We start from the raw sequence: 17970 nt of genomic DNA, 5'->3' as shown, positions 1-17970 counted from the left end.
AAGATTCGGGGTATGTCCAGTCCTGCCCCGGCCGAGACGGCCGAACGTAAGCAGCGGGTGCTGTCGGGCATCCAGCCCACCAGCGACTCCTTCCACCTCGGCAACTACCTGGGTGCGCTGCAGTACTGGGTGACGATGCAGGACGAGTACGACGCGCTGTACTTCATTCCGGATATGCACGCGATCACCGTCAGCCAGGATCCCAAGGCGCTGCGGGCGCGCACCAAGTCCGCCGCCGCCCAGCTGCTCGCGCTCGGCATCGACCCCGCCAAGTCCACACTGTTCGTGCAGAGTCAGGTGCCCGAGCACGCCGAGCTGTCCTGGGTGCTGAGCTGTATCACCGGTTTCGGTGAAGCGGGCCGGATGACCCAGTTCAAGGACAAGTCGGTCAAGCAGGGCGCCGAGAACGCGACCGTCGGCCTGTTCACCTACCCGGTGCTGATGGCCGCCGACATCCTGCTCTACCGCCCGCACCAGGTGCCGGTCGGCGAGGACCAGCGCCAGCACCTCGAGTTGACCCGGAACCTGGCCCAGCGCTTCAACACTCGTTACAAGAAGACCTTCGTCGTGCCGGAACCGCACATCGTCAAGGGCACCGCGAAGATCTTCGATCTGCAGGACCCGACCTCGAAGATGAGCAAGTCGGCCTCCAGCGACGCCGGGCTGATCAACCTGCTCGACGACCCGAAGATCACCGCCAAGCGGGTGCGTTCGGCGGTCACCGACACCGGGCGCGAGATCCGCTACGACCCGGAGAACAAGGCGGGCGTGAGCAACCTGCTGGTGATCCTGAGCTCGCTGCGCGAAACCCCGATCGTCGACCTCGAGGTGAATTTCGAGGGTAAGGGCTACGGTGATCTCAAGGCCGAGGTGGCCGACGCGCTGGTCGAATTCGTGACGCCCGTGCAGAAGAAGGTCCAGGAATACCTGTCCGATCAGGCGGAACTGGACCGGATTCTGGCCGCGGGCGCCGAGCGGGCGCGTGAGATCGCAGGCAACACACTCGCTCAGGTGTACGACCGGGTTGGCTTCCTCGCTCGCTGACCCGTTGCGCACCTGAGGTTTTCGCTGAAGGGGCGCGTGTCATGCAGTTGATCGAGAACATCTCGGCGGCCATCGAGAAGCAGATCGGGCGCAGGCCCTGGCTGGATCATCTGGTCAGGGCCGGTGGGCGGTTTCAGAGCCAGCGCGGTGACTTCTTCGCCGCCGGCATCACGTATTTCACTGTGCTGTCGCTGTTTCCACTGCTGATGGTGGCGTTCTCGGTGGCCGGTTTCATTCTGGCCGGGCACCCGGACCTGCTGAGCGAGTTGCAGGACAAGGTCGTCGAGAAGATTCCCAGTTCCTTCGGCACTCAGATCAACGACCTCATCGAACAGGCGATCAATTCCCGCGGCACGGTCGGCGTCATCGGCTTGCTGGTCGGGCTCTACACCGGGCTCGGCTGGATCGCCAACCTGCGGGCCGCGCTCACCGAGCAGTGGGCCAGTCACAGCCCCGACAAGCCGTGGTGGCTGGCCAAACTGTCGGATATCGGCGCGTTGATCGGTCTCGGCCTGGCCTTCGTGGTGTCGCTCGGTTTGTCGGCGGTCTCGGCGAGCGGGGTGGGCAAGGGGGTGCTCGAGCTGCTGGGGGCGGATCATCTGCCCGGGGCGGGTCTGGTGCTGCGGCTGGTTTCGATCGCGCTCGGACTGCTCGCGTCGTGGGCGGTGTTCGCGTGGATGATCGCGCGGCTGCCGCGCGAGCCGGTGTCGTTGCGCAGCGCGGCGCGGGCGGCGGTGCTGGCGGCGGTGGCCTTCGAGATCTTCAAGATCATCGCCGCGATCTATCTGCGGGCGGTGCTGTCCAGTCCGGTGGGGGCGACGTTCGGGTCGATCATCGGCCTGATGGTCTTCAGCTATATGTCCTATCGGATCCTGCTGTTCGCGACGGCGTGGGCGGCGACGTCGTCGGACAACGAACGTGCCGCGACGGTCGCGCCGCCGGACGCGGTGGTCATCCGGCCGCGGGTGGTCGAGCACGGGATGTCGACCGGGAGCGGCGCCGCCTACTTCGGGGCGGGGGCGGTGGCGGCACTGGCCCTGATGCTGGTGGGCAAGCGGCGGTAGCGCCCGCCGTCGGTGTCAGCGCCTGCGTCGGAAGGCCCTGCGCGCCCAGAGCAGCAGCACGAGCACCAGCACGGGCCCGCCGATCAAGGTGGCGATGCGGGCGCCCTGATGTGCCGGTTGGACCGGGTCGGCTCGGGTGCCGTCGGCGCGCGGCGGGGGCGACGCCAGGGGAACGCTGGGTTGCACTGCCTCGCTGCCTGATTCGGGTAGCTTGCCGATCCTGGCTTGGGTGTCGAGGGCGAAACCGTAGTCCAGCAGTCGCGCGGCCTGCTCCCAGGGCCGGATCGGGCGCACGTCGGCCTTGAGCAGGGTGACGACCAGGCGGTGCCCGTCGCGTTCGGCGGCGGCGACGAAGGTCTGACGGGCGTCGTCGGTGAAACCGGTCTTGCCGCCGATCGCGCCCGCGTAGTTGTAGAGCAGCTGGTTGTCGTTGGCGATCGGGAAGCCGGGGTGGTCCTTGTCGTCGGGAATCTTGGGGTCGGCGGGGAACCCGGGGAAGTCGACCTGCTCGGTGTGGATCAGTTCGGCGAACAGGGGGATGTTCATCGCCTCGCGGAACAGCACCGACAGGTCGTAGGCCGAGGTACTCATGCCGGGCCCGTCGAGGCCGGACGGCGTCGCCGCGCGAGTGTCCAACGCGCGCAACGACTTCGCCACCTCGTTCATCTTCGCCACGGCGGCCTTGTCGCCGCCGAGCTGGGTGGCGATGGCGTGGGCGGCGTCGTTGCCCGAGCACATGATCAGGGCCTGCATGAGCTGGCGGTTGGTGTAGCGGCCACCGGGGCCGATGCCGACCCTGGTGCCGTCGACATCGGCGTCGGCCTGGGTGCCGACCACGACCTTGTCCAGATCCAGGCTGCGCAGCGCGACGATGGCTAGGGCGACCTTGATGGTGCTGGCGGGGCGGTAGCGGCCGTGCGGATCCTTGGCGGCGAGTACGCGACCGGTGTCGAGGTCGGAGACCATCCACGCGGTCGCCGAGATCTCGGCGGGCACCGGGGGTGCGCCGTCGGGCACGATCACGCCGCAATCGCCCATCCGCTGACCGCCGACGGCGGGGGAGGGGACGGGGAGCTGGGTCGGTGTCGGCTCGCCGGGCGCAGGCACCTCCGAGGTGTCGATCGGTGCGGGCGGCTGCGTCTTCTGTGGGCAGTCGTCGGTGTTCGGCGTGGTGAACGGGGGTGTGGTGGTGGTACTCGAGCCGCCGTCGGTGGCGGGAACGGCGAAGGCGGGAGCGCCTGCGAGTGCGGTGACGGTGACGGCAGCACCGAGAAGGCATGCGGCGCGCAGGCCGACTTCACGAATCCTCATCGCCTCGCAGCCTAGTAGTCGCTGCTGTGGCGCGTTCGCCGGTCCACGAGCTGACAGGTCCGGACTCGGCGAGGGTATTGACATGAACTAGCAAATGAGAGTTACTATCAAAAAGTAGTAGCTCTCAATTTGGAGGAGATATGCGGACGGAAGACACCCGCCGCTGGCTCGCGCTCGGCGCGCTTGCCGTGGCGATGCTCACCATCGGACTCGACGTCACCGTGCTCACGGTGGCCATCCCGACGCTCGCGGTGGACCTGGATGCGAATACCGCTGCGCTGCAGTGGTTCAGCAGCGCTTACACGCTGGCTCTGGCCGCGCTGATGCTGCCCGCGGGCGCGCTAGGCGACCGGTACGGGCGCAAGAAGGTCCTGCTGGCAGCGCTGGTGCTGTTCGGTGTGGCCTCTCTGGCCTGCGCGTTCGCCGATTCGGCGGGCCAGCTCATCGCAGCCAGAGTGGCGCTCGGCGTCGCCGCCGCCGCGATGATGCCGCTGTCGATGGCCGTGCTGCCGGTGCTGTTCAGCGAACCGGCGCAACGGCAACGCGCGGTGACGATCTGGGTCACCTCGACCGCGATCGGTCTGCCGCTCGGTCCGATCGTCGGCGGCTGGCTGCTGCAGCACTACTGGTGGGGTTCGGTGTTCCTCATCAATGTGCCGCTGGTGATCATCGGGGCGGTTGCGGTGGCGACACTGGTGCCGGAATCACACGGCGACAGCGGCTTTCGCATCGACATCGTGGGTGCGCTGCTGTCGGCGGCGGGCATGCTCGGGCTGACCTACGGTTTCATCCGGATCGGCGAACGGGGCTGGGGCGACATCGCAGCGTGGCTCGTTGTGGTGGCGGGCGCCGCGCTGCTCGCCGTCTTCCTGTGGTGGCAGCGTCGCACCGCGCACCCGCTGATCGACCTCACGCTGTTCGCCACTCCCGGATTCCGTTGGGGTACAGCGCTGTCCATCCTCGTCAGTTTCGCCATGTTCGGGATGTTCTTCACCGTCCCGCAGTATTTCCAGGCCGTGCTCGGGGTCGATGCGCTCGGTAGCGGGTTGCGGCTGTTGCCGATGATCGGCGGGCTGGTGATCGGCAGCAGGTTGGTCGACATGTTGCTGCCGCGGCTCGGCCTGCGGGTCATGCTCACCGCCGGGTTCCTGGTACTCGCGGGCGGAATCGGGCTCGGCACGCTCACTCGGGTCGACAGCGGTTACGGTCTGACCGCGCTGTGGACCACAGTGCTCGGTATCGGGATGGGTCTGGTCATGCCCGCCGCCATGGGCATGGCGCTCGGGGAGCTCACCGCCGCCGGTTCCGGGTCGGGTTCGGCACTGCTGCAAGCACTTCGGCAGGCGGGTGGCACCATCGGCGTTGCCGTGCTCGGCACCGTGCTGTCCACCTGGTACCGGGCCGACCTCGGCGCGCTCGACCGTGCGCCGATCTCCGACGGTGTCAACGCGGGCGTCGCCCACGCGCGGGAGACCGGTGATCCGGTGATGCTGGCGCAGGTACAGCAGGCCTTCGTCACGGGCATGGACACCATGCTCGGGCTGTGCGCGGCGCTGTGTCTGGTCGCCGGACTCGGCACCGCGCTGTGGCTGCGGCGACCGACGGCACCGGTTACCGAGACGGATGCGGCAGAATCGATACATGTCGGTTGAGATGTCGCTACGCGAGCGGAAGAAGGAGCGGACCCGCCGAACCATCAGGGTCGAGGCGTTCCGGCTGTTCCGGGAACAGGGCTACACCGAGACCACGGTGGAGCAGATCGCGGCGGCGGCCGAGGTATCCCCGAGCACCTTCTTCCGCTACTTCCCGACCAAGGAACAGCTGGTCATCGCCGATGATCAGGACGCGCTGATGATCGAAGCGCTGGAGGCGCAACCGCGCGGCCTGCACCCGCTGACCGCCTTCCGCAACGCCACGGAGGCAGTGTTCTCGGCGATGTCGGCCGCCGACATGGCCTTCGAGCAGGAACGGCACGCACTGCTTTACCACGTCCCGGAGCTGCGCCCGGCGATCGGCCTGGAATTCCAGCGCAGCATCGAATTGGCGGCGCAACTGATGGCCGAATACACCGGCCGGGCTGCCGACGATTTCGAGGTGCGGGTGGCCGCGGGCGCCATGATCGGCACCATGCTCGCCATCGTGACCACCACCCCGGTCAATGCCGAGAATGTCGGTCACGCCCTGCGGTTCCTGCAGGCCGGGCTGCCGTTCGGTCCGGACGACGCACCGAACGGCAGCGATCGGACCTGACTAGTCGGCCTTGCCGTGCTGCACGGGGCAGCCGTGTGCCAGCGGGCCCAGCAGCTTGTTGTTGTCGTAGAAGTGCTCCAGCTCGAGGATGCGCAGGTCCTCGCTGACGCGGGCGATGGTCACACCGAACATCTCGATCTGCTCGCCGGTGGGCTGGTGGCCCTTGTACTCGCCCTCGAACTTGCCCCAGTGCCGCCAGCGGAAGCTCACCGACGGCGGGCCCGACAGCACTTCCTGGACCTCCCAGAAGAACCCGCCGGGGAAGGCGGTGTGGAAGATGTGGTGCGAGGAGTCGAAGGTCTCGTTGGCGGAGTCGTAGTACGGGTTGTCGCCGATCAGGATGTTGTAGCTGCCGATCCGAGCGAACTCCTCGGCGTCCTGCCACGTCCCGCCGTTGACCCGGCCGCGGTACTGGTCGGCCACCACCGACAGCCACGTCGCGGGGTCGGCCTTGTGCGAGACCTCCATCTCGAAGACCTTCACCAGGTCCTCGACGATCGCCTCGAGCGAGCCCGGCGCGTGCTCGACGCTGCGCTCGCGCGGGATCACCTCGTGGCTCAGTTCGTAGTCGGGAACGTTGCCGCGCCATTCCTCCGGCGCCGCGGCGGCGATCACGGCTTCCCGGCCCTGCAGCCACAGGGGCGCTTCCGGTTCCGGGTTCTGTTCGGCCTGCGTATCTGTCACGTCCACAGTCATTTTCGGTCTACCCGACCCTTTCAAAAAGCTCGAAGAACGGGTCGAAGGTAACAGTCGCGCATCGGTCGCGCGTGTCGGGTCCCAACAAGTGAGAAACACAAAATGTTGAACTGTGTTCTGTAGCAACGTTTTCGGAGATAGCTACGAGACAGCCCGGGTGGGGTGACCGAGTCTGGCCGGTGTTTCGTCATCCATGGTCGCGAAGAATTCGCCGAGCACGCCGACGATCTGGTCCACCGAATCCGCACAGAACAGCACCGGCTGGTAATGGGTGATGTCGTAGGCGATGGTGCCCATCTCCGCGACATCGAGCGGACGGAGCAGGGCGTGCCGGAATTCGTCGATCTCGCCATAGGACGACAGCAGTCCGGCGCCGTAGCAACGGATTTCGTCGTTCTCCCTGACCACGCCGAACTCGAGCGAGAACCAGAAGACATCGGCGAGGAATTTCAGCGCGCTGTCGGTCTCCAGCCGCGCCACCGCGCCACCGACCGTCTCGTACAGCGCCGCGAAACGCGGGCTGGCGATCTGGTTGGCGTGGCCGATGATCTCGTGGATCGCATCGGGTTCCGGGGTGTACAGCGGGGCGGAGTGGTGGCGGATGTACTGGGTGGAGTGGAAGGTGCGGTCGGCGAAGGAACCGAAGAACTCGCGCAGCGGAACGAGGCCGGCGGCGGGTACGTAGCGAAAGCCGGAGAGGGGGGTGAGCAGCCGCGACACCTCGTCGAGTTGCGGGATGTGATCGTGCGGGAGGGCGAGGTTGCCCGCTGCCTCCCTGACCTCACGGCAGGCATAGACCTCGTGCTTGCGGGCCAGCTCGGCCGAGGCGATCCGCCATACCCGCTGCTCGTCATCGGTGTAGTCGATGTGGGGTACGGGGGCGCCGGGGGAGTAGTCGAGTGCGAGCGCGGCGATGGCGTTGCGGCGCGCGCGGTAGTGCTCGTCGTGCACGCCGGGGTGGTCATCGCTCAGATGCACCGTCACATCGCCGTCACGCTCGCGCGTCACCGGCGAGTAGAGCTGGGCCTCGGTGAACATGACTCCAGGCAAGCACCGCATTCCCGTCGCGACAACAACCACGCCGGCAACTACGCAAACTGCACAGTTGCAGGGGTGGTCGCCGTCGGATTCCGGCGGTGAACTGTGTTTTCTGTGTGCTTGCTGTCCGATGCCGACTGCCGCTGTGTGGACTTGCGAACGCGTGGTTTCGGTAACGACGCGGTGAATTAGCGGACGAGCCGAGCCGCCATCACGCAAGATTGCGATCGTAGAAGAGGAGGATGCGTGCGCAACCTGCGAATAGATCTCGATCAGCGCCTGCTGGCCGCTGCGGCCGACATCATGGGCACCGCCGACAGCAATGCCACCGTCAACGAGGCGCTGCGCCGCATCGTTGTGCACGAACGCCAGCTACGCAATTTGGAACGGCTGATGGCCGATTCGGTTTTCAGCGCGGAGCCCACCTAGCGGGTGGATCCGGGTTCGGGTTTCGTCACCCACGTGGTGGCCGAGGGGTAGCCCGGACTTGTCGGTACCCCCTGCGATCATCGACAGTCAGTCACCGATCCGCAGGGGGAAACGATGTCGGTTCCGATCGCGAGTTTGCCTGTTGCCCAACGTCCGCGCGAGCGGCTGCTGATGCTGGGCCCGCACGCGCTCAGCGACGGCGAGCTACTGGCGCTGCTGCTCGGCCAGGGGACTCGCGGCCGATCCGCGTTGGAGGTCGCCGCCCAATTGATCGGCGACTACGGCGGATTGGCCGAACTCTCCGCGGCCCGCCCCGAAGAACTGGCCGCTCGCGCGGGCATCGGCCCGGCCAAAGCCGCCACGGTCGTCGCGGCTTTCCACCTCGGCACCCGCTCACGCACGCCCACCGATTCGCTACCGCAGCTCACCACGCCCGAAGACATCGCGGCAGCGGCGATCCCGCTCTTCGCGGGCGCCCGGGTGGAGCGACTTCTCGTGCTCGTCTGCGACACCCAGAACCGTCTGCGCCACCGCGCTTTCGTCGCCGAAGGCGCCATCGACCACGTCGCCGTCCCCGTCCGGGAAATCCTCAACACCGTCCTGCGCCACGACGGCCGAGCCTTCGCCGTGGTCCACAACCACCCCTCCGGCGACCCGGCCCCCAGCCCCGACGACCGCCGAGCCAGCACCCTGCTCCACCAAGCCGCCCGCACGGTAGGTCTGCGCTACCTCGACCACATCGTGGTCGCGGGCGAAACCTGGTCCACCGCACCGCCTTTCCCTTGACGGCGCGGACGCGCCTCAGCCTGCGAAACCGGTGGTGCGAGCCAGATCCGCGAGCATGGCGTCGAACATGATCTCCGGATCGGCCAGGGGGATCGGATAGTTGCCGAACACCTCGAGGGTGACGTGACCGAACAGCCGGGCCCAGATCTGCACCATCAGGTAGGTCACGCCGAGATCCAGCTTCTCGGCGGGGAACTTCTGTCCCGACTCCGAGAGCATGGCCAGCAGGTCGGTCTGGAAGCCGATGAGGTCCTCGCGCAACGCGGCCGGGATGGTCTCGCCCGGTGGGGTGGCGATCTCGAAGTTCGCCAGCAGCCTGCCCGCCGCGGCAAGGAAGATCCGGCCGAAGGGCTCGTCAAAGCGGCGCATCATCGGCCGCCCCGAGGTGGGCGAGGCGAACACCAGCGTGAATTCCCGCGGGTTCGCCAGCGCCCAATGCCGGAACCCCCGGCAGATGGCCAGGAACTGCACCGCGCCGTCGTCGGGCAGCGGCTCGATCTCGGTCGAGAGGAACTCGGCCAGATCGGCGCAGAACTCCACCCGCATCCGCTCGATCAACTCGTCGCGCGACGAATAGTGCCGGTACAGCGCGGGCGCGGTGACGCCGAGTTCGCGTGCGATCGCCCGCAGGGTGACCGAATCGGGGCCTTGCCCGGCCAGCAGCGCCCGCGTGACCCGCCGGATATCGGCGTCGGTCACGACAGGCACACGGCCACGTGCCTTGCCCGTCAAGCGGCCACCCCTTCGATCATGTGTCGGTTCAAGCGTATTCGACTTCCCACCGCTTGATGCCGTTGAGCCAGCCGCTGCGCAGCCGCACCGGATCGGAGACCTGGCGCAGGTTCGGCATCGCGTCGGCAATGGCATTGAACATCAGGTCGATCTCCAGGCGGGCCAGATTCGCGCCGACACAGTAGTGCGTTCCGGTGCCGCCGAAGCCGACGTGCGGGTTGGGATCGCGCAGGACGTCGAACCGGAACGGGTCGGCGAAGGCGTCCTCGTCGAAATTGGCCGAGCTGTAGAACAATCCGATTCGCTGGCCCTTCTTGATCTGCTGCCCGCCCAGTTCCAGGTCACGCGTCGCGGTGCGCTGGAACGCGGTCACCGGCGTCGCCCAGCGCACGATCTCGTCCGGTGCGGTGCGCGGACGCTGCTGCTTGTAGAGCTCCCACTGGTCCGGGTTGTCCACGAAGGCCTTCATGCCGTGGGTGATCGAATTGCGGGTGGTCTCGTTGCCCGCCACCGCGAGCAGGATCACGAAGAACGCGAACTCGTCCGAACCGAGGTGCTCGCCGTCGACGTCGGCGTTGACCAGCTGGGTGACGATGTCGGAGGCCGGACAGCCGCGGCGCTGTTCGGCCATGTTCCAGGCGTAGCCCATCACCTCGGCGGTCGCGGTGTGGTGATTGCCCTCGAACTCCGGATCGTCGTAGGAGATCATCTGGTTGGTCCAGTCGAACAGCTTCATGCGGTCCTCCTGCGGCACGCCGATCAGCTCGGCGATGGCCTGCAGCGGCAGCTCGCACGCGATCTGCTCGACGAAGTCGCCGCGACCGGACTTCTTGGCCTCCCACACGATCTTCTCGGCCCGCTCGGTGAGCGCGGCCCGCAGATTCTCCACCGCGCGCGGGGTGAAGCCCTTCGACACGATGCGCCGGATCTTGGTGTGCTGCGGCGGATCCAGGTTCAGCATGAGCATGTTGCCGAGCATGTCGATCTGCTCGCGCGTGGTCTCCTCGTTGAACCGGATGATCGCCGTGTTCTCGTGCGAGGAGAAGTCCTCCGGATTCTTCGAGATCTCCTTGATGTCGGCCAGCTTGGACACCACCCAGTACCCGCCGTCGTCGAACCCGCTGGCGCGGTCGGGCTGCGCGCACCACCAGACCGGCGCGGTGCGCCGCAATTGCGCGAACTCCTCGATCGGCAATCGGCTGGCGAGGAGGTCGGGATCGGTGAAATCGAATCCCGCGGGGATGTTTGTGCTGGTCACGGCAGTCTCCTTCGATCCGGTGCGCGGACTTCGCACCGTGATGTGGAACACGTTCACCACGATGAAACCACGTCGGAACCGTTTATGAACAGTGTTTAGTAATACCTGTTCACAAACTGGTTCCATGGGCTCGGGAGGCGTGGTCCGGCCCGGGATCCTCCGATTCGCCGACCACCACCAGCGGTCCTGGGCAAGATGGCGGCGTGGACCTGCCGTTTCTGCGTGCGCACCCGCACCTGCTTCCGACGTTCCTCGCTCATCAGCGGCTGCGGACGACGCCCGTCGCGGGTGGGTCGATCAGCGTTGCCGAGCGGATCTTGCTCGACGACGGGACGCATCTGTTCCTGAAGACCTGGCCCGGCGGGGTGTCCGCCGCCCCGACCGCCGAGCGGGCGCCCGCTCCGTCCGGACTCTTCGCGGCGGAGGCGCAAGGGCTTCGCTGGCTGCGAGAGGCCGGTGGTGTCGCGGTGCCGGAGTTGTACGCGCAGACCGATGAACTGCTGCTGATGCAGTGGGTCGACCATGCTGAGCCGACCGCCGCTGCCGCCGAACGATTCGGTGCGGGATTGGCGGTGACCCACAGCGCGGGCGCCCCCGAATTCGGCGCTGCCGCCACGGGTTTCCTCGCCGGTCTGCCCCTCGACAACACCCCCGGCGAGGACTGGCCCACCTGGTACCGCGAACGCCGAATCCTGCCGTACCTGAAACTCGCCGTCGACGCGGGCGCCCTCGACCCCGCCGACGCCACCCACATCGAATCGATCCACATCGAAGCCCCCGACGAAGCCCCTGCCCGAATCCACGGCGACCTCTGGCCGGGAAACATCCTCTGGGGCCCCTCCGGCACCCCATGGCTGATCGACCCCGCCGCCCACGGAGGCCACCCCGAAACGGACCTGTCCACCCTGTCCCTCTTCGGCGGCGCCCCCTACCTCCCCCGAATCGTCGCCGCCTACAACGACGTCCACCCCTTGGCCCCCGATTGGCAAACCCGCATCCCCCTCCATCAGCTCCACCTCCTCCTGGCCCACGCCGTCCTCTTCGGCCGTTCCTATCGAACCGCCGTCTTGGACGCGGCCTCCCATTACCGCTAGTGCGTCTGACGGGACATGGTGCGTCGGAAAGAGGCAGGGGTACTGGTTGTCAATGGCGAAGGCCACCAACATCATTCGACGCTGATGGCCTTTGTCGGTCAGGTGTTCAGATCGGCGACGGCTCCTGTCGCCGTAGTGCGGGCAGGACTCGGGGTGCCGATCGGGTCGCCCATACTGCGAACCCGATGTAGAGCGCCTGTTCCGGGATTCGCTGCCACAGGGGCGATGCGGGCTCGCCCGCGAACGGGATGTCGTTGAGGGCGGCGTAGATGTTGGCGGGTAGGAGCAGGAGGAACAGCGGCACCAGGGCCCAGCCCGCGATCCACCTCGTGCGGGTGAGGATCAGGCCGACCGCGGCGAGGAGTTCCAGGACGCCGCTGGCCAGGACCATGAAGCCGGGGAACGGGACGAAGGGCGGGATCATGGCGACCATGTCGGCGTAGTTGGGCATCACGGTGACGCTCGCGGGCATGAAGTGCGCGGTGCCCGTCATCATCAGCATGACGGCCAGTGCGTGGGCGGCGCCGGCGGACCACGAGGCGAAACGGGGTACGCCGAGCGCTCCGAGCGTGCGAAAGACGACGAGCGAGCCGACCAGGGCGACGAGGGTGATCATAAGTACTCCCAGAATGGATACTGACACTATCTACTATGGATAGTAACACTATCCACCCTGTCGTCATTCCCCGCAAGTGCCGACCAACGACAAAGGCCGCCCACACCTTTCGGCGTGGACGGCCTGAGAAGCGAGAAGGTCAGCGGGTGAAGAGCAGGGCCCGCTTGACTTCCTGGATCGCCTTCGTGACCTCGATGCCACGGGGGCACGCGTCGGTGCAGTTGAAGGTGGTGCGGCAGCGCCAGACACCTTCGACGTCGTTGAGGATGTCGAGACGCTCGCGGGCGCCTTCGTCACGGCTGTCGAAGATGAAGCGGTGGGCGTTCACGATCGCGGCCGGGCCGAAGTAGCTGCCGTCGGTCCAGTACACGGGGCACGACGTGGTGCAGCAGGCGCACAGGATGCACTTGGTGGTGTCATCGAAGCGGGCCCGGTCGGCCTGGCTCTGGATCTGTTCGCGGGTGGGCTCGTTACCCGAGGTCATCAGGTACGGCTTCACCGCGCGGAACGCGTCGAAGAACGGCTCCATGTCGACCACGAGGTCCTTCTCCACGGGCAGGCCGCGGATCGGCTCGACGGTCATGGTGAGGGTCTTGTCGCCCTTGGGCAGCATGTCCTTCATCAGCACCTTGCAGGCCAGCCGGTTCACACCGTTGATCCGCATGGCGTCGGAGCCACACACACCGTGGGCGCAGGAGCGCCGGAAGGTGAGGGTGCCGTCCAGGTAGGACTTGATGTAGATGAGCACGTTGAGGAAGCGGTCGGTCGGCAGGACCGGCACCTGGAACGAGTCCCAGTGCGCGCCCTTGTCGTCCTCGGTGCTGAACCGGGCGATCTTGACGGTGACCATGACCGAGCCCTCGGGGACCGGCGCCGGCTTCTGCTTGGTGGGTTCGATAACAGCAGTCATCAGTACTTACGCTCCATCGGCTCGTAGCGGGTCTGCACCACCGGCTTGAAGTCGAGGCGGATCTCGGAGATGAGCTCCGGGCCCTCCTTGTACGCCATCGTGTGCCGCATGAAGTTCGTGTCGTCGCGGTCCGGGTAGTCCTCGCGAGCGTGGCCGCCACGCGATTCCTTGCGGTTGAGCGCGCCGACGACGGTGACCTCGGCCAGCTCGAGCAGGAAGCCCAGCTCGACGGCCTCGAGCAGGTCGCTGTTGTAGCGCTTGCCCTTGTCCTGCACCGTGATCCGGGTGTAGCGCTCCTTGAGCGTGTGGATATCGGTGAGGACCTTCTTGAGGGTTTCCTCGGTGCGGAACACGCCCGCGTTCGCATCCATCGTGGCCTGCAGCTCGGTGCGGATGTCGGCCACGCGCTCGTTGCCGTGGTCGGACAGGATCAGCTCGAGCCAGTCCATCACCATCTGCGACGGGTTCTCCGGCATCTCGGTGAACTCGGTGCGATTGGCGTACTCGGCGGCCGCGATGCCGGCGCGACGGCCGAACACGTTGATGTCGAGCAGCGAGTTGGTGCCGAGACGGTTCGCGCCGTGCACCGAGACGCACGCGCACTCACCGGCGGCGTAGAGGCCGGGGACCACGTCGGTGTTGTTGCGCAGCACCTCGCCACGGATCTTGGTCGGGATACCACCCATGACGTAGTGGCAGGTCGGCATGACCGGCACCAGCTCGGTCACCGGGTCCACGCCGAGGTAGGTGCGCGCGAACTCGGTGATGTCGGGCAGTTTCTCCTCGAGCACGTCGGCGCCGAGGTGGGTCACGTCGATGTAGACGTAGTCCTTGTTCGGGCCGGCGCCACGGCCCTCGGCCACCTCGAGCACCATCGAGCGGGCGACGATGTCACGCGGCGCGAGGTCCTTGATGGTGGGGGCGTAGCGCTCCATGAAGCGCTCACCGGAGGCGTTGCGCAGGATGCCGCCTTCACCACGCACGGCCTCGGAGATGAGGATGCCCAGGCCGGCGAGGCCTGTCGGGTGGAACTGGTGGAACTCCATGTCCTCGAGCGGCAGGCCCTTGCGGAACACGATCGCCATGCCGTCACCGGTCAGCGTGTGCGCGTTCGAGGTGGTCTTGTACATGCGGCCCGAGCCGCCGGTGGCGAACACGATCGACTTCGCGTGGAAGATGTGGATCTCGCCGGTCGACAGCTCGTAGGCGACGACGCCGGTGGCGACGGGGCCACGATCGGACTCGGTCATCACCAGGTCGAGCACGTAGAACTCGTTGTAGAACTCGACGTCGTGCTTGACGCAGTTCTGGTAGAGCGTCTGCAGGATCATGTGACCGGTGCGGTCGGCGGCATAACACGCGCGACGCACGGGCGCCTTGCCGTGGTCACGGGTGTGGCCACCGAAACGACGCTGGTCGATCTTGCCCTCGGGCGTGCGGTTGAACGGCAGGCCCATCTTCTCCAGGTCCATGACCGCGTCGATGGCCTCTTTGGCCATGATCTCCGCGGCGTCCTGGTCGACGAGGTAGTCGCCACCCTTGACGGTGTCGAAGGTGTGCCATTCCCAGTTGTCTTCTTCGACGTTGGCCAGCGCGGCGCACATGCCACCCTGGGCCGCGCCGGTGTGGCTACGGGTCGGGTACAGCTTGGTCAGGACCGCGGTGCGAGCGCGCGGGCCGGCCTCGATCGCCGCGCGCATGCCCGCGCCACCGGCGCCGACGATGACCACGTCGTAGCGATGCTCCTGAATCGGACGGGATTCACTCATGCGAGGTGGCCTGTTCCTAACCTGTGATGTTGGGGTCGAAGGTGAAGATGACGTACGTGCCGACGGCGACGACCAGGATCATCGACAGCACGAGGATGACCTTCAGCCAGAACCGGGTGGAGTCCTTGCGCGAGTAGTCGTCGATGATGACGCGCAGACCGTTGCCGCCGTGCAGCTGAGCGAGCCACAGCATGGACAGATCCCAGAACTGCCAGAACGGGCTCGACCAGCGACCGGCCACGAACGCGAAGTTCAGCCGGTTCACGCCGCCGTCGATCATCAGCATGATGAACATGTGGCCGAGCACGAGAACGATCAGGAACAGGCCGGAGATGCGCATGAACAGCCATGCGTACTTCTCGAAGTTGCCGTTCGACTTGCCACGCGGCGAACGCGGGGAGTCGAGGCTGGCCGGGCGATCGTAGGACTTGCCGAGGACAGGTGCAGACATATCAGTGCTCCGTCAGCAGGTAGAAGAACTGGCGGCCGACGCCCGCGGCGGAGACCAGAACCCAGATGGTGAGGACGATCCACAGCATCTGCTTCTGGAATCGCGGACCCTGGGACCAGAAGTCGACCAGGATGACCCGGACACCGTTGAGGGCGTGGAACAGGACGGCGACGACGAGACCCATCTCCATCAACGCCACGACGGGGTTCTTGTAGAGCTCGATCGCGTGGTCGTAGGTATCCGGGTTGACCCGGACGAGTGCCGTGTCCAACACATGCGCGAAGAGGAAGAAGAACAGCGTGACACCGGTGATCCGGTGCAGCGCCCACGACCACATGCCAGGGTCGCCGCGGTACAGCGTCTTCCGCTTCGGCTGGGCCGGAGCCGGAGCTTCTATCGTGGTCATAGAGTGCGGTGCCTCCAACGTCGTTGATGGACCCGGTCACAGATCCGACGCCGGCATGCGTGGAGAGGCAAATGCCCAGGTGGCTGCGCTGTATTCTCGAGCGCTGGCCCGCCGCCGGGAACCTGAACCGATCTTCGGTGAACTCTAATCCCCTCTGTTTCGCGGAACTAATTCGGCGTGCCGTGCGTTGCGCGTAAAACAGGCGAGTTAGGTTTACCTTTCTCGATGCCGGATACTGGTGTTTCGGCCCCTGTTTCCCGGTGTTCGGCGGGATCGGCTGGAGGTTATCGGTGCCCGAAATCGACTGGAATACGTTGCATGACATGGCAATTCGGGCAATGGGGTCGGCGTACGCCCCGTACTCGGGTTTCCCGGTCGGCGCCGCTGCTCTCAGCGCGGATGGCCGAATTGTGAGCGGATGCAATGTGGAAAATGTCTCATATGGGCTAACCCTGTGTGCCGAATGCGTACTCGTCGGTAACTTATTTGCGTCGGGTGGCGGCCGTCTCGTCGCCGTCTCGGTGACCGATTCTCGCGGCGAAATCCTGATGCCGTGTGGGCGCTGTCGTCAGCTGCTGTTCGAACACGGCGGGGGCGAACTACTGGTGGACCACGCCGACGGCCCGAAGCCGCTGTCGGAGCTCCTGCCCTACGCCTTCGGACCGGATGATCTGGCGGCCGGGCAGCAGTAGCCGGGTAGCAGTGCCAGACTTGGCGCCATGACGGCACTGGATGCGGTTTCGGTCATTACTACCAAGCGTGACGGCGGCGAGCTGTCCGACGCACAGATCGACTGGGTGGTGGACGCGTTCACCCGGGGGATCGTGGCCGACGAGCAGATGTCGGCCCTGGCCATGGCGATCGTGTGGCGGGGGATGACCCGGCGCGAAACCGCGCGGTGGACGGCGGCGATGATCGGGTCGGGCAGCCGGATGGACTTCACCGACCTGCCGCGACCCACCGTCGACAAGCATTCGACCGGTGGGGTCGGCGACAAGATCACCCTCCCGTTGGCTCCGCTGGTGGCCGCGTGTGGGGCCGCGGTGCCGCAGTTGTCCGGGCGAGGGCTCGGGCACACCGGTGGGACGCTGGACAAGCTCGAGTCGATCCCCGGCTGGCAGGCCGATGTGACGGTGCCGCGGATGCGGGAGACCCTGGCCGACCCGGCGATCGGCGCGGTGATCTGCGCGGCGGGTGCTGATCTGGCGCCGGCCGACAAGCGGCTCTACGCGCTGCGGGATGTGACGGGGACGGTCGAGTCGATTCCGTTGATCGCGAGTTCGATCATGAGCAAGAAGATCGCCGAGGGGACAGCGGCGCTGGTGCTGGATGTGAAGGTCGGGTCGGGTGCCTTCTTGAAGACTCTCGACGGCGCTCGCGAACTCGCCACGGCGATGGTCGAACTCGGGCGCGATGCGGGTGTGAACACGGTTGCCTTGCTGACCGCGATGGATACTCCGCTCGGGCGGACCGCGGGCAATGCGATGGAGGTGGCCGAGTCGGTGGAGGTGCTCGCTGGTGGGGGACCTGCGGATGTGGTCGAGCTGACTTTGACGCTCGCCCGCGAGATGGTCGCGCAAGCCGGGCTGCATATCGATCCTGCTGATGTTCTCGCTGACGGCCGGGCTATGGATCACTGGCGGGCGATGATTCAGGCGCAAGGTGGGGATCCGGACGCTGCGCTGCCCGTCGCTCGGCATACCGAGATCGTGCGGGCCGAATCGAGTGGGGTGCTGACCTGGCTCGATGCGATGGGGGTGGGGGTTGCCGCTTGGCGGTTGGGGGCGGGGCGTGCTCGTCAAGGGGAGAAGGTGCAAGCGGGCGCTGGGATCGAGATGCATGCCAAGCCGGGGGACCTGGTGGTGGTGGGGCAGGCGCTGTTGACGTTGCACACGGATACGCCGGATGCATTTGCTGGGGCTTTGGCGGCGCTCGAGGGAGCTGTGACGATCGAGTCCGCGCCGGATGGGAAGCCAGGGGAGTTGGTGCTCGGGCGGATCGGCTGACAAGGGTTGGTAGTCCCAGGACGGTTTGACGCTGTGTTTTTGGCGCGCTGGCGCGCGCGTGTCCGCGGCCCTGAGGGGCCGCCGGTCAGGCACCGGGGCTTGCTCCTTCG

At 66.6% G+C, this 17970-nt stretch carries 19 protein-coding genes; 9 read left to right on the top strand and 10 right to left on the bottom strand.

What is annotated here, in order from left to right; all coding sequences use genetic code 11:
- Positions 1-12: 12 nt before the first annotated feature.
- The gene (gene trpS, locus ACWGCN_RS33790) at positions 13-1044 is read left to right on the top strand and encodes a tryptophan--tRNA ligase (protein WP_379313574.1); all 1032 of its coding nucleotides are present in this window, start codon (positions 13-15) and stop codon (positions 1042-1044) included.
- 41 nt (positions 1045-1085) lie between these two features.
- A complete protein-coding gene (gene yhjD / locus ACWGCN_RS33785; RefSeq protein ID WP_379313575.1) occupies positions 1086-2108 on the top strand; it encodes an inner membrane protein YhjD in 1023 nt (340 codons plus the stop codon).
- A gap of 15 nt (positions 2109-2123) precedes the next feature.
- Here yhjD and ACWGCN_RS33780 read toward each other — a convergent pair whose 3' ends face one another.
- Entirely contained in the window at positions 2124-3419 is a 1296-nt protein-coding gene (locus ACWGCN_RS33780) for a D-alanyl-D-alanine carboxypeptidase family protein (protein WP_378996757.1), read from the bottom strand.
- Between the two features lie 140 nt (positions 3420-3559).
- Between ACWGCN_RS33780 and ACWGCN_RS33775 the strand changes: the two genes are divergently transcribed.
- Together ACWGCN_RS33775 and ACWGCN_RS33770 are read left to right on the top strand one after the other, a co-directional pair.
- Entirely contained in the window at positions 3560-5071 is a 1512-nt protein-coding gene (locus ACWGCN_RS33775) for an MFS transporter (protein WP_452459578.1), read from the top strand.
- The gene (locus ACWGCN_RS33770) at positions 5061-5669 is read left to right on the top strand and encodes a TetR family transcriptional regulator (protein WP_452454102.1); all 609 of its coding nucleotides are present in this window, start codon (positions 5061-5063) and stop codon (positions 5667-5669) included. The genes ACWGCN_RS33775 and ACWGCN_RS33770 overlap by 11 nt, the downstream gene beginning before the upstream one ends.
- Here ACWGCN_RS33770 and ACWGCN_RS33765 read toward each other — a convergent pair whose 3' ends face one another.
- A complete protein-coding gene (locus ACWGCN_RS33765; protein ID WP_387448741.1) occupies positions 5670-6353 on the bottom strand; it encodes an ester cyclase in 684 nt (227 codons plus the stop codon).
- Between the two features lie 153 nt (positions 6354-6506).
- Positions 6507-7403: a phenylalanine 4-monooxygenase gene (locus ACWGCN_RS33760; RefSeq protein ID WP_452459579.1), complete on the bottom strand. Its 897-nt coding sequence runs from the start codon at positions 7401-7403 to the stop codon at positions 6507-6509.
- Positions 7404-7649: 246 nt separating this feature from the next.
- Between ACWGCN_RS33760 and ACWGCN_RS33755 the strand changes: the two genes are divergently transcribed.
- Both ACWGCN_RS33755 and ACWGCN_RS33750 read left to right on the top strand, forming a co-directional pair.
- The gene (locus ACWGCN_RS33755; RefSeq protein ID WP_378635482.1) at positions 7650-7832 is read left to right on the top strand and encodes a type II toxin-antitoxin system VapB family antitoxin; all 183 of its coding nucleotides are present in this window, start codon (positions 7650-7652) and stop codon (positions 7830-7832) included.
- Positions 7833-7946: 114 nt separating this feature from the next.
- Entirely contained in the window at positions 7947-8618 is a 672-nt protein-coding gene (locus ACWGCN_RS33750) for a JAB domain-containing protein (RefSeq protein ID WP_452459580.1), read from the top strand.
- Between the two features lie 15 nt (positions 8619-8633).
- Here the strand turns inward: ACWGCN_RS33750 and ACWGCN_RS33745 are convergent, their stop codons facing one another.
- The gene (locus ACWGCN_RS33745) at positions 8634-9326 is read right to left on the bottom strand and encodes a TetR/AcrR family transcriptional regulator (RefSeq protein ID WP_452459581.1); all 693 of its coding nucleotides are present in this window, start codon (positions 9324-9326) and stop codon (positions 8634-8636) included.
- 52 nt (positions 9327-9378) lie between these two features.
- Positions 9379-10608 (bottom strand): cytochrome P450, encoded by a 1230-nt coding sequence (locus ACWGCN_RS33740; protein ID WP_378635489.1) that lies wholly within the window; start codon positions 10606-10608, stop codon positions 9379-9381.
- Between the two features lie 203 nt (positions 10609-10811).
- Here ACWGCN_RS33740 and ACWGCN_RS33735 point away from each other — a divergent pair, with 203 nt between their 5' ends.
- Positions 10812-11702, top strand: coding sequence for a fructosamine kinase family protein (locus ACWGCN_RS33735; protein ID WP_387448734.1), 891 nt, complete (start codon positions 10812-10814; stop codon positions 11700-11702).
- A gap of 106 nt (positions 11703-11808) precedes the next feature.
- On the opposite strand, the gene ACWGCN_RS33730 is transcribed toward ACWGCN_RS33735, so the two are convergent.
- The 5 genes from ACWGCN_RS33730 to sdhC form a co-directional block, all read right to left on the bottom strand.
- Positions 11809-12318 (bottom strand): DoxX family protein, encoded by a 510-nt coding sequence (locus ACWGCN_RS33730; RefSeq protein WP_452459582.1) that lies wholly within the window; start codon positions 12316-12318, stop codon positions 11809-11811.
- A gap of 139 nt (positions 12319-12457) precedes the next feature.
- Complete coding sequence (locus ACWGCN_RS33725; protein WP_378996743.1) at positions 12458-13228, bottom strand: succinate dehydrogenase iron-sulfur subunit; 771 nt, start codon at positions 13226-13228, stop codon at positions 12458-12460.
- A complete protein-coding gene (gene sdhA / locus ACWGCN_RS33720) occupies positions 13228-14979 on the bottom strand; it encodes a succinate dehydrogenase flavoprotein subunit (RefSeq protein ID WP_378971801.1) in 1752 nt (583 codons plus the stop codon). Before sdhA ends, ACWGCN_RS33725 begins: the two co-directional genes overlap by 1 nt.
- 34 nt (positions 14980-15013) lie before the next feature.
- A complete protein-coding gene (locus ACWGCN_RS33715) occupies positions 15014-15448 on the bottom strand; it encodes a succinate dehydrogenase hydrophobic membrane anchor subunit (protein ID WP_378996741.1) in 435 nt (144 codons plus the stop codon).
- A 1-nt stretch (position 15449) separates the two neighbouring features.
- A complete protein-coding gene (gene sdhC / locus ACWGCN_RS33710; protein ID WP_358179944.1) occupies positions 15450-15854 on the bottom strand; it encodes a succinate dehydrogenase, cytochrome b556 subunit in 405 nt (134 codons plus the stop codon).
- A 290-nt stretch (positions 15855-16144) separates the two neighbouring features.
- Between sdhC and ACWGCN_RS33705 the strand changes: the two genes are divergently transcribed.
- Both ACWGCN_RS33705 and ACWGCN_RS33700 read left to right on the top strand, forming a co-directional pair.
- Positions 16145-16546 carry a cytidine deaminase gene (locus ACWGCN_RS33705; RefSeq protein ID WP_378996739.1) on the top strand — a complete coding sequence of 134 codons (402 nt, stop codon included), beginning with the start codon at positions 16145-16147 and terminating at the stop codon, positions 16544-16546.
- A gap of 27 nt (positions 16547-16573) precedes the next feature.
- Positions 16574-17860 (top strand): thymidine phosphorylase, encoded by a 1287-nt coding sequence (locus ACWGCN_RS33700; protein ID WP_452459583.1) that lies wholly within the window; start codon positions 16574-16576, stop codon positions 17858-17860.
- Positions 17861-17970: the final 110 nt, after the last annotated feature.

The sequence above is a fragment of the Nocardia sp. NPDC055050 genome (assembly GCF_053608345.1).
The sequence above is the reverse complement of the archived record's forward strand: the minus strand, read 5'-3'. Positions and strand labels throughout refer to the sequence as shown.

What these genes read in the sequence shown, in the direction of transcription:
- trpS (WP_379313574.1), top strand. Translation starts at nt 13, where the DNA reads ATGTCCAGTCCTGCCCCGGCCGAGACGGCCGAACGTAAGCAGCGGGTG.
- yhjD (WP_379313575.1), top strand. Translation starts at nt 1,086, where the DNA reads ATGCAGTTGATCGAGAACATCTCGGCGGCCATCGAGAAGCAGATCGGG.
- ACWGCN_RS33780 (WP_378996757.1), bottom strand. Translation starts at nt 3,419, where the DNA reads ATGAGGATTCGTGAAGTCGGCCTGCGCGCCGCATGCCTTCTCGGTGCT.
- ACWGCN_RS33775 (WP_452459578.1), top strand. Translation starts at nt 3,560, where the DNA reads ATGCGGACGGAAGACACCCGCCGCTGGCTCGCGCTCGGCGCGCTTGCC.
- ACWGCN_RS33770 (WP_452454102.1), top strand. Translation starts at nt 5,061, where the DNA reads ATGTCGGTTGAGATGTCGCTACGCGAGCGGAAGAAGGAGCGGACCCGC.
- ACWGCN_RS33760 (WP_452459579.1), bottom strand. Translation starts at nt 7,403, where the DNA reads ATGTTCACCGAGGCCCAGCTCTACTCGCCGGTGACGCGCGAGCGTGAC.
- ACWGCN_RS33750 (WP_452459580.1), top strand. Translation starts at nt 7,947, where the DNA reads ATGTCGGTTCCGATCGCGAGTTTGCCTGTTGCCCAACGTCCGCGCGAG.
- ACWGCN_RS33730 (WP_452459582.1), bottom strand. Translation starts at nt 12,318, where the DNA reads ATGATCACCCTCGTCGCCCTGGTCGGCTCGCTCGTCGTCTTTCGCACG.
- ACWGCN_RS33725 (WP_378996743.1), bottom strand. Translation starts at nt 13,228, where the DNA reads ATGACTGCTGTTATCGAACCCACCAAGCAGAAGCCGGCGCCGGTCCCC.
- ACWGCN_RS33715 (WP_378996741.1), bottom strand. Translation starts at nt 15,448, where the DNA reads ATGTCTGCACCTGTCCTCGGCAAGTCCTACGATCGCCCGGCCAGCCTC.
- sdhC (WP_358179944.1), bottom strand. Translation starts at nt 15,854, where the DNA reads ATGACCACGATAGAAGCTCCGGCTCCGGCCCAGCCGAAGCGGAAGACG.
- ACWGCN_RS33700 (WP_452459583.1), top strand. Translation starts at nt 16,574, where the DNA reads ATGACGGCACTGGATGCGGTTTCGGTCATTACTACCAAGCGTGACGGC.